Source organism: Pontibacter sp. LHS1 (genome assembly GCF_058932855.1).
The window spans coordinates 224,004-236,458 of record NZ_JBZYWF010000003.1; the positions used below are offsets into that span (position 1 = coordinate 224,004).

14 protein-coding genes are annotated in these 12,455 nt (G+C 48.5%); 8 read left to right on the forward strand and 6 right to left on the reverse strand.

The window, feature by feature from the left end; translation table 11 throughout:
• Nucleotides 1–111 precede the first annotated feature (111 nt).
• From AC5FXQ_RS08135 to AC5FXQ_RS08145, 3 genes are all read left to right on the forward strand, one after another.
• On the forward strand, nucleotides 112–1,299 hold the full coding sequence (locus AC5FXQ_RS08135) for a baeRF7 domain-containing protein (protein ID WP_493601977.1): 1,188 nt from the start codon (nucleotides 112–114) through the stop codon (nucleotides 1,297–1,299).
• Between the two features lie 87 nt (nucleotides 1,300–1,386).
• Nucleotides 1,387–2,409: an SPASM domain-containing protein gene (locus AC5FXQ_RS08140; protein ID WP_493601978.1), complete on the forward strand. Its 1,023-nt coding sequence runs from the start codon at nucleotides 1,387–1,389 to the stop codon at nucleotides 2,407–2,409.
• A gap of 40 nt (nucleotides 2,410–2,449) precedes the next feature.
• Nucleotides 2,450–3,376 carry a mechanosensitive ion channel family protein gene (locus tag AC5FXQ_RS08145; protein WP_493601979.1) on the forward strand — a complete coding sequence of 309 codons (927 nt, stop codon included), beginning with the start codon at nucleotides 2,450–2,452 and terminating at the stop codon, nucleotides 3,374–3,376.
• A 55-nt stretch (nucleotides 3,377–3,431) separates the two neighbouring features.
• Here the strand turns inward: AC5FXQ_RS08145 and AC5FXQ_RS08150 are convergent, their stop codons facing one another.
• The 6 genes from AC5FXQ_RS08150 to AC5FXQ_RS08175 form a co-directional block, all read right to left on the reverse strand.
• Nucleotides 3,432–3,770 carry a hypothetical protein gene (locus AC5FXQ_RS08150; RefSeq protein WP_493601980.1) on the reverse strand — a complete coding sequence of 113 codons (339 nt, stop codon included), beginning with the start codon at nucleotides 3,768–3,770 and terminating at the stop codon, nucleotides 3,432–3,434.
• Nucleotides 3,771–3,987: 217 nt separating this feature from the next.
• Entirely contained in the window at nucleotides 3,988–4,164 is a 177-nt protein-coding gene (locus tag AC5FXQ_RS08155) for a FeoB-associated Cys-rich membrane protein (RefSeq protein WP_196116641.1), read from the reverse strand.
• Nucleotides 4,165–4,198: 34 nt separating this feature from the next.
• On the reverse strand, nucleotides 4,199–5,002 hold the full coding sequence (locus tag AC5FXQ_RS08160) for an inositol monophosphatase family protein (protein ID WP_493601981.1): 804 nt from the start codon (nucleotides 5,000–5,002) through the stop codon (nucleotides 4,199–4,201).
• A complete protein-coding gene (locus AC5FXQ_RS08165; RefSeq protein ID WP_493601982.1) occupies nucleotides 4,999–6,237 on the reverse strand; it encodes an Lnb N-terminal periplasmic domain-containing protein in 1,239 nt (412 codons plus the stop codon). Before AC5FXQ_RS08165 ends, AC5FXQ_RS08160 begins: the two co-directional genes overlap by 4 nt.
• A gap of 22 nt (nucleotides 6,238–6,259) precedes the next feature.
• A complete protein-coding gene (gene rsmI, locus AC5FXQ_RS08170) occupies nucleotides 6,260–6,952 on the reverse strand; it encodes a 16S rRNA (cytidine(1402)-2'-O)-methyltransferase (RefSeq protein ID WP_493601983.1) in 693 nt (230 codons plus the stop codon).
• Nucleotides 6,953–7,046: 94 nt separating this feature from the next.
• Nucleotides 7,047–7,292, reverse strand: coding sequence for a 4a-hydroxytetrahydrobiopterin dehydratase (locus AC5FXQ_RS08175; protein WP_493601984.1), 246 nt, complete (start codon nucleotides 7,290–7,292; stop codon nucleotides 7,047–7,049).
• Between the two features lie 124 nt (nucleotides 7,293–7,416).
• Here AC5FXQ_RS08175 and AC5FXQ_RS08180 point away from each other — a divergent pair, with 124 nt between their 5' ends.
• The 5 genes from AC5FXQ_RS08180 to AC5FXQ_RS08200 all read left to right on the forward strand — a co-directional run bounded on the left by AC5FXQ_RS08180 (nucleotide 7,417) and on the right by AC5FXQ_RS08200 (nucleotide 12,452).
• Nucleotides 7,417–8,277: an SDR family oxidoreductase gene (locus tag AC5FXQ_RS08180; RefSeq protein WP_493601985.1), complete on the forward strand. Its 861-nt coding sequence runs from the start codon at nucleotides 7,417–7,419 to the stop codon at nucleotides 8,275–8,277.
• A gap of 76 nt (nucleotides 8,278–8,353) precedes the next feature.
• Nucleotides 8,354–8,665 carry a hypothetical protein gene (locus AC5FXQ_RS08185; RefSeq protein ID WP_493601986.1) on the forward strand — a complete coding sequence of 104 codons (312 nt, stop codon included), beginning with the start codon at nucleotides 8,354–8,356 and terminating at the stop codon, nucleotides 8,663–8,665.
• 98 nt (nucleotides 8,666–8,763) lie between these two features.
• Nucleotides 8,764–9,003, forward strand: coding sequence for a hypothetical protein (locus AC5FXQ_RS08190; protein ID WP_493601987.1), 240 nt, complete (start codon nucleotides 8,764–8,766; stop codon nucleotides 9,001–9,003).
• 93 nt (nucleotides 9,004–9,096) lie between these two features.
• A complete protein-coding gene (locus AC5FXQ_RS08195; RefSeq protein WP_493601988.1) occupies nucleotides 9,097–9,792 on the forward strand; it encodes a metallophosphoesterase family protein in 696 nt (231 codons plus the stop codon).
• Between the two features lie 407 nt (nucleotides 9,793–10,199).
• Complete coding sequence (locus tag AC5FXQ_RS08200; RefSeq protein ID WP_493601989.1) at nucleotides 10,200–12,452, forward strand: Ig-like domain-containing protein; 2,253 nt, start codon at nucleotides 10,200–10,202, stop codon at nucleotides 12,450–12,452.
• Nucleotides 12,453–12,455: the final 3 nt, after the last annotated feature.

A 12,455-nucleotide genomic window follows, 5' to 3' on the forward strand; every position in this document is an offset into this window, starting at 1 on the left:
AACCGTGTATTTGTTTAGTGCGTAATTAAAGCCTAACCCCTTTATGCGAGGGGGTAGTAGAAAGGAATTGATTGTTTGAGATATCCTTATTCATTTAACAGCTAGAAAAATATGGCATTAATCAACAAAAGTGACATTGAGAAGCTTCTCAATGTTCAGAACAACACGAAAGACGCACTTTGCATCTCTATCTACATACCTACGCACCGAGCCGGCCACGAAACACTGAACGGTCAGGATCACACACTATTCAAAAACAAACTGAAAGAAGCCCGCGCACTACTGGCAAGGCATGATGTAGCCGATGCTGAAATTGACGCATACCTGAAGCCCGCTGAAGAACTGCTGAACGACACCGGCTTCTGGCGCCATCAGTCCGAAGGCCTGGCTGTGTTTATCACCAAAGGCTTCTCGGCACACTATACCCTGCCGATCACGATGCCGGATGTGGTGTACGTGCTCGACCAGTTTTACTTCACACCAATGCTGCCGATCCTGAGCCAGAACGGCCGCTTCTTTATTCTGTCGCTGTACCGTGAGCGTGTTGGCTTCTTCGAGGCTACCATCGACCGCATCCGTCAGATCGACATCAGCGCCTTTGCACCGGAGAGCATGAATGAAGCCTTGAAATTTACCATCAAAGGCAACGACCAAGACTTCCACCATTCCACTACCACAGTGAATGGTTCTAATATCGTGCACGGTGCCGGAGCTCAGAAAGGCGACGACGAACACGATGAGGTACGGGAGTTCATACATGAGCTGGATAACAGCCTGCAGGAGATTCTGCATGACGCAACCGAGCCGCTTGTGCTGGCAGGTGTCGACCACTACTGCGCTATATTCAAGAAGTTCAGCAAGTATAAGAACATTGTGCCACAGAATATCAACCTGAACGAGACACAAGCTGGCATGAACCCGCAGACCATACACGAGAAGGCGCTGGAGGTAATGAAGCCGCTCATGCAGCAGAGCCACTCCGACTCGCTTACCCGCTACGAGAATGTGGCAGGTACAGGCGTAACTTCTGAGGACATCGCTACGGTGGCCGCCGAAGCTGTTCATGGCCGCGTCGATACACTCTTTATCGCGCCGAGCAATCCGGTATGGGGACGCTACGATGCCAAGAGTGCTGTGGCCGAAGTGCACCAGGACTACCAGCGCGGTGATGATGACCTGATCAACCTGGCAGCCATCAAGACGCTGGCACAGGGTGGCAAGGTATACGTGAGCAGCTACAACGGTCTGGCTGAGGTTGGCGAAGACGGTGGCAGCGTAAAAGCGCTATTCCGCTACTAAGCAAACCTTATTTTGGCCGTTAGCGCCTTAAAGTATAATTTAGTGGGGCAGCCTTAGTAGGCTGCCCTTTCTTTTGCATACCTATACATGAAGCTGCACCTCTCTGATAAGCTTAATTTCCTGTCGAAACTAACGCCGCTGCGCCTGCTCAATGCCCTGCAGGTGGCTGGCAGCTACTGGTATGCAAGGGCTTCGCGCAAGGCCGTGCACTGGGGCGATCCGCTCAGTATCTCGTTCGAACCGACTACCTCATGCAACCTGCGCTGTCCTGAGTGCCCGAGTGGACTCCGCTCCTTTACAAGGCCCACGGGTATGCTGCAGGGCGATCTGTTCAAAGAAACCATTGACCAGCTGCATAAGCGCCTGCTATACCTGATCTTCTATTTTCAGGGGGAGCCATACCTGCACAAGCAGTTTCTGGAGCTCGTCAAATACGCATCGGACCGCGGCATCTATACCGCTACTTCCACCAACGCCCACTTCCTCGACAGCGACACCGCCCGCAAAACTGTGGAGTCAGGACTGGACCGCCTGATTGTTTCCATAGACGGCACTACGCAGGATACTTACGCGGCTTACCGTGTGGGAGGCAAGCTGGACAAAGTGCTGGAAGGTACAAGGCAGGTCGTGAAGTGGAAGAAAGAGCTGAAGTCGCACACACCGCATATTATGTTTCAGTTCCTGGTGGTGCGGCCCAATGAGCACCAGATTTCGGAAGTGCAGGCGCTGGCCGACGAACTTGGAGTGGACGAAGTCGTATTTAAGACGGCGCAGATCTACGATTATGAGCAGGGCTCGCCGCTTATACCTACCATCGACTATTACTCCAGGTATAAGAACAACGGCGACGGCAGTTACTCCATCAAAAACAAACTGCTGAACCAGTGCTGGAAAATGTGGCACTCCTGCGTCATCACCTGGGATGGCCTGGTGGTACCCTGTTGCTTTGACAAGGACGCCGAGTATCGCATGGGCGATGTGAAGGCGCAAAGCTTTCAGCAGGTATGGCGCAGTCCGGCGTATAACCAATTCCGGAGATCGCTGTTACAGTCACGGGAGGAAATAGAAATGTGCCGCAACTGTACCGAGGGCACCCGGGTATGGGCCTGAGCTATACCTGCTGATAATGTACAATGACACCTGACACTATATGAACGATATCAACAATGCAATTGAGTTACTGCTAAGCAAGCTGGAAGGCTGGGGCGAGCATTTGATTTTGATGCTTCCAAACCTCGTAGTAGCACTTATACTCCTGATTATCACTTTTGTCGTTGCCCGATTTATCCGCAATGGCCTTGATAAAGTAATAGGCCGCATATCACATAGCGCCGCGCTCAACAACCTGATATCTACCATTTTATACATCGCCTTGCTGGGTGTTGGCTTCTTCTTTGTGCTCAGCGTGCTGCAGCTCGACAGAGTGGTTATCTCCTTGCTGGCTGGTGTGGGTATTATTGGTCTGGCCCTGGGTTTTGCCTTTCAGGATATTGCCGCCAACTTCATCTCAGGGATCATCATCGCCGTGCAGAAGCCTTTTGGGGTAGGCGATATGATTGAGACCAATGATTATTTCGGAGTGATTGAGCGGGTGTCGCTGCGTACGCTGGACATCCGAAAGCCTTCTGGCGAATTGGTGAAACTGCCCAACAAGATGGTGTTTGAAAATCCTGTAACCAATTACTCAAGCAGCGGCATCCGGCGCCTCGACCTGGATGTGGGGGTATCGTATGGCGAAGATTTGGAAAGGGTGCAGCAAATTGTGATAGAGGCACTGCAGGATGTGAAAAATCGCGTAAAAACCCGTGACGTGGAAGTGATGTACGATGCGTTTAACGATAGTTCTATCGACTTCAAAGCCCGCTTTTGGATATCTTATTCCCGGCAGATAGATTTTGTGTCGGCTAAGAGCGACGCCATCATTAAGATCAAGAAGGCTTTTGATGCGAACGACATCATGATTCCATTCCCGATCCGTACGCTGGACTTTGGTATAAAAGGCGGCGAGAAGCTGAACGAGCATTTAGAGGACTTGCAGGCTCAAATGAAGAATGGCCGCAAGATGTCAGACAATTAGGTATAACTAGTGCAGGTATAAAACAGAAAGGGCCGAGTGATCGGCCCTTTCTGTTTTATTTATCTTTTTTATCAAGGTTTTTGCCAAGGTCTTCCACTTGTTTCAGGAAGTTGTCAATTTTCTCGTCGGCATAAGGGCCGTAGGAGTTAGAGATGGTCCCGCGCAGGCCATTGCTGGTTTCCACGGCATAGAGTATCGACATGTCATCCGGATTGCTTTCACCTTCGAAGCGGTAAAAGTCCACGATGCGTACCTGGTCAGGCCCGAAGTTGTGCTTGTCTTCCATGGTGCAAAGAGTGCCTTCACCTGACACTTTAAAGTCGTAGGTGTAGCCATCTTTGCGGAGGCGGTTGAGCACATTGACCAGGGATCTTTCTTCTACTTTATCTTGCATAGCGTATAGTTTTAAGGGATGTTCTGTTAAGTATAGAACTATACGCAAAATCAGGCAATGGATACGAAAAAGGGTCTGGAATTATTCAGGAAGCAGGCACTGGCAGGTATAGAGTGCGATGAGCAGCGACCTCTTCACAGACACAGGTATAGCGCTATACCTACGAATGCAGGTGAGGCGTTAAACCAGAAACCGAGTAGGGGGAGAACCGGGACGGCTACACCGCCTTCTTGTCGAGTTCTTTCTGAATCTTGCTGAAGTCGATGGCTGAGCAGCTGCCGCAGCCTTTGGCGCAGCCGGCATTTTTGTTAGGAATGAAACTACGGTAAATTACCCAGCCCATGTAGCCCACCGCCACTGCGAATATCAGGAAAATGATGATTTGCTGTACCATATGCTCTTATCAACTGCACAAAGTTACAAAAAGTTTAGGGAAGTGGCTCTTTCCAGTGCTCGGCTATTGTGTCGAGCATTTCCTGGTGGATGTTGCCATTGCTGGCCACAATTTCGCGGCCGAAAATATAGTCGCCGCCAGCCGTGAACTTAGAAACGTGACCACCAGCTTCCTGCACGATAATGGCGCCTCCTGCCACATCCCAGGCGTTCAGGTTAAACTCAAAGAATCCTTCAAAGCGGCCTACCGCCACATAGGCCAGGTCCAGCGCGGCAGAACCAAGGCGCCGCACCCCATGCGACTTGCCCATAAAGGCACCCAGCACCTGCAGGTACTGCTGCGTGAGTCCAAACTCATAATAAGGGAAACCAGTGGCAATGAGCGAATCTTTCAAGCCTTCTGCAGGCGAAACTTTGATAGGAGTGTCATTTAAGAACGCACCGTTGCCTTTGGTAGCATAGAAGCATTCGTCTTTGTTCACTTCATACACAATGCCCAGCACCACCTCGTCACCATCCAGCAATGCTACGCTAACAGAGTACAGTGGCAGGCCGTGGGTGAAGTTGGTGGTGCCGTCCAGTGGGTCGATGATCCAGTTGAAGCGTTCGCCACGGGTGTTGTCCGTTTCCTCTTCAGTTATAAAACCTGCCTCTGGCAACAGATTACGCAATGCCTCTACCAACTGCTGCTCGGCCTCCTTATCCACGTACGACACCAGGTTATTAAAGCCCTTCATCTCCACTTTGCCCCTGTCAAAGCTGGTGGCCTCGTGCTTGATAAATGCGCCTACTCTTTTGACAATAATATTCGCATTCTGGCAAAGTTGCTGCAAGTTCATATACGCTCTTTTACTTTAGGATTTGTGTTGCTGATCACTGCCGGCTGTCGGGCAGCCCAAACCGTATACGCGGCTCTTACAAGGAGGGATAAAGCGATCGGGAAAACTGCGGCATGTAACTGCTGTGGCCACACCAACCACAACAAAAGTGTGATGAAAGCCAGGGCAGCCGTCACCAGCATGTACTTCTGTAACCAGCCCGGCAGTGCCGGCCTGGCCAGGAAAGCAGCGGCTACAACATGGGTAGGCAGTGCCCAAAGCAGGTTAAAGTTATTGGCAGCCGCCTGATGGTCTGTGGCAAACCACAGCAGGAACAGCAGCACACCCAGCAGGCCGGTGATCAGGAACAGGAACACATCAAACGTGCGGCTGCGCTTGCGGCGCTTGTAATCGAGCACGGTAATGGCCAGTACAAGACCGAAGAACAGCCACCATACCAGCACAGGGTTAAACAGGCTGCCAGCTGAGGCCGGCATCGGAGTATTCTGGAAAATAACCTGCGGCTCACCTACCAAAGGCACCTGCTGCCCGTTTTGCTGGATCGTGGCGCTGGCAAATCCCTCTGAAAGATAATCGGGCAGGAACATGTACTCGTAAGGCGTGGCTGTGCGATCGATGGGCGCTCCCAGCGCCAGGTCGATACCAAAGTCGGACCAGGGCTGCGGTGGCAGGTATAGGTCGATCAGGTTGCGGAAACTCATGTCCTGGTCCAGGTGCGCTACATTAAAGGCCACCTGGTTCGGGAAAGTGGCTTCAATGCCATCACGAATACGGGTTGCGCAGTTGTCAAAAAAGAAGTCATACAGGTAAAAGCGGTTCTCGGGCAGGTAATTGTTTGTCAGAAATTGCCAGTACTGCTGTTTCTGCGCTTCCGTGAAGTTCATCTCCTGCTCATTAATGGAGCGGTTGTCCAGGGTATAGCTGTAGGCGAAATCCTGAAAATAGGCGATGGAGAGCTTGTAGTTGAGCTTGCCACGGATAAACTTGATGTAGAAGCCCGGCTCATTGAAGTCGAAGGTACCGTAGTTGAACACGATGTCCATACCTGAGGCAGGGTCATTAACACGCACGGCACTGTGGCCGAATATAGCATAGAGTTCATCGCCCGGTGAGCAGGTGATCAGGCTGATTTTGGCTTCCGGAGACAGACGGGAGCCTTCAAGCTGCGCCTGCGTCTGCAGGGTAATAAACAGCAGCGTGCATAGCAGTGAAAGCTTTTTAAGGTATAGCTTCATATTTATTTATTCGTATTCAGTTTTACTTCGCCCCCGCTCCTGAAACCACCACCACAAACTCTCCTTTGATAGCCTTGGTAGTGAAGATCTCGATCAGTTCGTCGAGCGTTCCGTTGACGGTCTCTTCAAACATCTTGGAGATTTCACGTGAAACAGAGGCCATGCGTTCGCCCCCGAAGTATTCTTTGAACTGCGTGAGCGTTTTGAGCAGGCGGTGCGGGGATTCATAGAAAATCATGGTACGCTCCTCCTCTGCCAAACTGATCAGGCGCGTCTGGCGTCCCTTCTTCAAAGGCAAAAATCCTTCAAATGTAAAACGGTCAGTGCTGAAACCGGATTTGACCAGGGCTGGCACAAAGGCAGTTGCACCAGGGAGGCACTCCACCTTAAGGTCTGCCTTGAGGCATTCGCGCACGAGCAGGAAGCCAGGATCAGAAATTCCGGGTGTGCCGGCATCTGAAATAAGAGCCATTACTTCGCCTGCCTTCATTCGTTCCACCAGATGGGCGCTGGCCTTGTGCTCGTTGTGCAAGTGGTGGCTGTGCATGCGCTTTTCTATACCCAGATGTTGCAACAGCTTGCCGCTGGTGCGGGTATCTTCGGCCAGTATAACGTCTACTTCCTTCAGTATGCGTATAGCCCGCAGCGTGATATCCTCCAGGTTACCGATAGGAGTCGGCACCAGGTATAGGTTGGTTTTTTCAGGTTCCTGCATGCAGCAAAGGTATTACTTAATTGTCGATTGTTAAGGGCTGATTGCTGTGCCAGGTTATAAGCCAGCCCCTGACAGCAACTTTGGTGATAGAGCCTCAGACCATCATCTCGTCATAAAGCTGGTCAATGCGTCGGGCCAGCTCTATATCCTTGTCAGTGACGGTATTGCCGGCATCGTGTGTGGTCAGTTCGATCTCTACCTTGTTGTATACATTGCTCCACCATGGATGATGATTGAGCTCCTCAGCCACATCGGCCACTTTGTTCATGAAAGCCATAGCCGCTCTGAAGTCTTTGAACTTGAAGCTGCGGGTGAGTTTATTGTCGGTTTCTTTCCACATAATCCGGGGACATATTTTAAGGTATAAACGGCTAGCTGCCTCACAAGATACCAGGCTACGGTAACTAGGCCAAAAATGCAGGCGTATAGGTATGGACTGCAAGCACACTAAAACTATAAAAACTATGGCAAACAAACCAAATGAAGTACCTGCCCAGAAACAGGAAGAGCAACCGGGCAAAGAACATAAAATGACTCCGCAGCCGGAGTACATACGCGAAAGCTACAAAGGCAGCGATAAGCTCAAAGGCAAGAAGGCGCTCATTACAGGCGGTGACAGTGGTATAGGCCGCGCCGTGGCAGTGCACTTCGCCCGCGAAGGTGCCGATGTGGCCATTGTATACCTGAACGAGGACAAGGATGCCCAGGACACCCTGCAACTTATAGAAAAGGAAGGCCGGAAAGGGGTGATCATTTCAGGTGATATAGGAGATGAGGCCTTCTGCCAAAAAGCTGTCCAGCAGGCTGTAAGCGATCTTGGCGGGCTGGACATACTGGTGAACAACGCCGCAGAGCAGCACGAGCAGACCGATCTGAAGGACATATCGAAAGACCAGCTGCAACGTACTTTTAAGACAAACATCTTCTCGATGTTCTACATGACCAAAGCGGCTTTGGAGCACATGAAAGAAGGTAGCGCTATTGTAAATTCCACTTCCGTTACCTCCTACCGCGGCAGCCACCACCTCATGGATTATGCCTCTACAAAAGGAGCCATCACTTCCTTCACCCGTTCCCTATCCTCTAACCTGGCGGAAAAGAAAATACGGGTGAATGCTGTGGCCCCAGGTCCAATCTGGACACCGCTTATACCTGCCTCGTTTGATGAGAAGAAAGTAAAAGAGTTTGGGCAGAATGTGCCGCTTGGGCGTCCAGGGCAGCCATCGGAAGTAGCGCCGGCCTATGTTTTGCTGGCTTCTCAGGACGGGTCCTATATAACCGGACAGGTGATCCATGTGAATGGCGGCGAACTGGTTGGAGGCTAATCTAACTAAACCATAGCGGCCGAAATGGAGTAAAAACAGGTATAGCTCTCAAGTGGAGCACGATAAAGACACAACTATGGAAAATAAAGAAAACGATAAACACGCAGGAGAATCGCAGCACAGCGATGCGGCCAAAAACAGGCCAGTGCGCGTGATTGAGGACGATACTACGGATCAGGAATTCCGTGCGGGGCATATCATTCCGGGTGCAGATCCTCCGAAGAACGAACACCAACGCGGGGGCTTCGGTAACCGTGACGGTAAAGAGGGTTTCGGCAGCGACACTGCTTCTGAAGGTCCCTCAGCTACCGGCGTCAACGACTTCGCCGACGACGGCACGCCACCGCCCGACAACATGCGTACCGAAGAAGAAGGTCGTGGTACCTGATTATCAGAACTGATTTTTAAACCAGGTATAGCTGCTTTCAGGTATAGGCCTGAGGAGCTTGCCTTTTATTTTTAACTTAAACAAAAGGAGAACACACTATGCCATCATATAAGCATACCCAGCCCGGTGGGGCTGATTCAGGAAACCCAACAGGACGTGGTCAAAGCAAAGGTACTGGTGATAAGCCGGTAGATCCGAATAGCACACGTGCAGAGCGTGAAGAGTTGGAGAAAAAATATACGGTAGACGACGCGGATGAGACAGGCGCTAATGTGCGTATCAACAATCCGAACCGCGGTCATCACAAACCAGGAATAGATAATAATAAGTATAACTAATCAGTATAACAGCTAAAAAAATAGCACCTGTTTCATGAGCAGGTGCTATTTTTTTAGCTGCTTCAAACCGACTCAGACCAGACGCTCCCCGCCATGGCCCGATACGCGATCAGTGACATACACGGCTGCGCCCGCACCTTCAGAGCGCTTGTGCTCGAGCAACTCCAACTCAAGAAAACGGATGAGCTATACCTGCTGGGCGACTACGTAAACAAAGGCCCCGACAGCAAAGGCGTGCTGGACTTTATCATACACCTCCAGAAACAGCACTACCAGGTGCACTGCCTGCGTGGCAACCATGATCAGATGCTTCTCAAAGCCGCTTCGAAAGGTGAGTCAGCTGTTAGCCTTTCGGCATCTGAAAAACAAATGGTGCTACAAAACTTTGGCATGAGCGACTTCAGGAAATTCCCCGCCACCTACGCCAACTTCATCGATTCCCTCCCTTTCTACCTCGAACTATCCGACTTCTTTTTGGTGCATGCCGGCTTCGACTTCCATCAAACCGACCTTTTTAGAGACAAAGAAGCCATGCTTAACATAAGGCACTACGAAGTTGACTGGGAACGCCTCGATAATAAGAGGCTCCTGCACGGCCATACCCCCACTCCCCTACATACGATCAAGAAAAGTGCTGCACATCAGGATGCCCGTATCAACCTCGATGCAGGCTGCGTGTACTACAAAAACGCAGCTTATGGTAACCTTGTGGCATTGGATTTAGACACTAATTTTTTGAATATTCAGTGCAATTTAGATCGTCCATATATGGTTCGCAGAAAGAGTTGATAATTAATTGTTTGAATCATCATATAGCGCTTGTTAGATTATAAAGCTAAACGATGGAACAGTTGTAAATTAGTACAATTTGTAAATTTCTGATAAAAAAAATAACAATAATAGCATGGAAATTAGCTGTCCTATAATTAATATTGCTTTATATTAATAATTAATTAGACTTAGTTATTTCAGGGGCAAAGTAATTCTTCCGAATATTTTAATAGGTAAAAGTGATCCTATAAGCAGGTATGCCACATATTAGCTTATAGCTAGTCAAAATATATCTATCTCGTTAGATCTCTAAGGTTAGAGTTCTAAAAAATGCTGTAAAAAGTATAGGTGGAATTACTATGTCCATACTTCGGCTCTAGTCAATCCGCCAACCAACCAGAATCTTCTAATTTTTTGAGTTTTTTATGAAACACATCTACAATCCAACCGCCGCCCTCACCCAGCGGCCAACTGCCAACGCTACGGGAACAGCTGCGGCAACTAAAATTTTTATGCTACTGTTGCTGGGCTTTTTCCTGCTGGTGAGTGGGGAGAGTATGGGGCAATCGATTAGTAGTATTTCTCCTAGCTGTGTAGTAGCTGGGGAAGATGTTAACTTGATAATAAGCGGTCAAAAGTTTAATACTGGCGGAGGTAATCCATCTTATATAATACTAAATAACAGTGAAGATTATATAATACCCACACTTATTTCAAAAGATGAAATAAGAGTAAGTATCCCAGGAAGTCGAGTGACTGGAACGACTTTATCCATTGTAGTCGGGCAGCCAAATGGGGTTTCATCGAGTCCAGGTACGGTTAATGTAGTTGCTTTGGTGGGAATACCTGGACAAAGCTGTGAGCCTGGCAATCCTGTTACTCTTTCAGCTTCAGGAACAACAAATGGTAATTACCGGTGGTACTCTACATCTTCAGGAGGCTCCTCTATAAGCAACCAATCTACATTAGAAATTTCTTCGCTTCAAAATAGTGCAACTTATTATGTAAGCGCAATGATAGCAGGGTGTGAAACAGCTAGAATACCTGTTAGGGCAATTGTTGGCAACAATATAGTTCCGACAGTTTTCAATAATGGCAGATGTAATAGCGGACAACTTACACTTAGTGTAACAGGTGCTCCAACAAATACAGAATACCGTTGGTACAAAACTTCAACTGCAAATGCAGTTCATCACAGAGGCGAAACCCTTACAGAATCATTTAATAACACAACAACATATTATGTAAGCATTTTCAATCTTACTGGAGAGTGTGAGAGCGCAAGAGTGCCTGTAACTGCAACCATTGGAAACCCACCAACTCCAATAGTTACATCTGATGGAGACTGTGGAAATGGTAACCCTACTATTACCCTAACTGCCCATGGAGCTGCAGGCAGTCAAGTTTATAGATGGTATAGAGCTTCGACAGGTGGAACACCAATTAAAACAGGTAATACGTTATCAATTAGACGAAACAGTGACTCGGGTTACTACTATGTGGCAATTTATGATGCTAATGGTAATTGTGAAAGTTCAACTAGAGCTGTAATTAATATGACAAACGAGGCGCCAATTGCTCCTCAGGCAATTAACGGAATTAGATGTGGTGAAGGAGAAGTGATGTTAAGCGCTTCTGGCGCTTTGGGTGGAGAAACTTACAGGTGGTATACGACTCAATCAGGCGGAAATTATTTAGAGCAAGGTTCATCATTTACTACTCCTGTCATTCAGGAAGGCACAAGCGTCAACTATTATGTAAGCAAAGTAAATATAGGAACAGGATGTGATGGAGAAAGGGTACTAGTAACTGCTACAGCTAATCCCATAGTTACTGCAAATATAGAAGGAAATATCCTAGGTCCTGTAAATCCAGAAGTAAGCAAGTACGCTGAGTATACTTACAATGTCAACCTACCAGACAATGAAATTATTGGTCATGAGTGGCTCGTCTACTATGATAATACAATAGATCCATTAAGAGTTGTAGGTGGTAAAATTTTTAGTATTGAGTCAGTATCTGCAGAAATGAATAGGGTTGCGGTAGTACTTCAACTTGCCCCTGGAGTTTGCTATTCAACCGCAAGTCTTGATGGTAAAATTGTTATTGATGATTTACCAATAGTTCCTCTCCCTGTAGAACTCATGTTCTTCAGAGCTCAAGCACAAACCAAAGGAGTGAACCTAACTTGGGCCACAGCTTCAGAGCAGGAGAATAAGGGCTTTGAAGTGCAGGTGTCAAGAAATGCCAGAGATTTTGAAGCAATTGGTTTTGTGGAGAGTAAAGTAGGTACCACTGCTTTACGCCAGGACTATAGCTTCCTGGATGCAAAAGCAGTATCTGGAACACGTTACTATAGACTGAAGCAGGTTGACTTTGACGGCACTACTTCTTTCTCACCAATTAGAGCAGTTGCTTTAAACGCAGGTAATGGCACAGCTTCGGCCTATCCTAATCCATTCGATGACGCAGTAGTTGTGACTCTCAATGGTACAGAAGCTCGTAACGTGCAGGTGGTGTTAATGGATGCAATGGGTAAGGTGCTACAGCAGCGTACCGAGGAAACCTCCGGCAACTCCATCACAGTAGATATGCGGAGTGTTACTACCAAAGGGATGTATGTGCTTCATGTACTCGACAATGACACAAAGCATACATTTAAACTTATGAAGCGCTAGAGA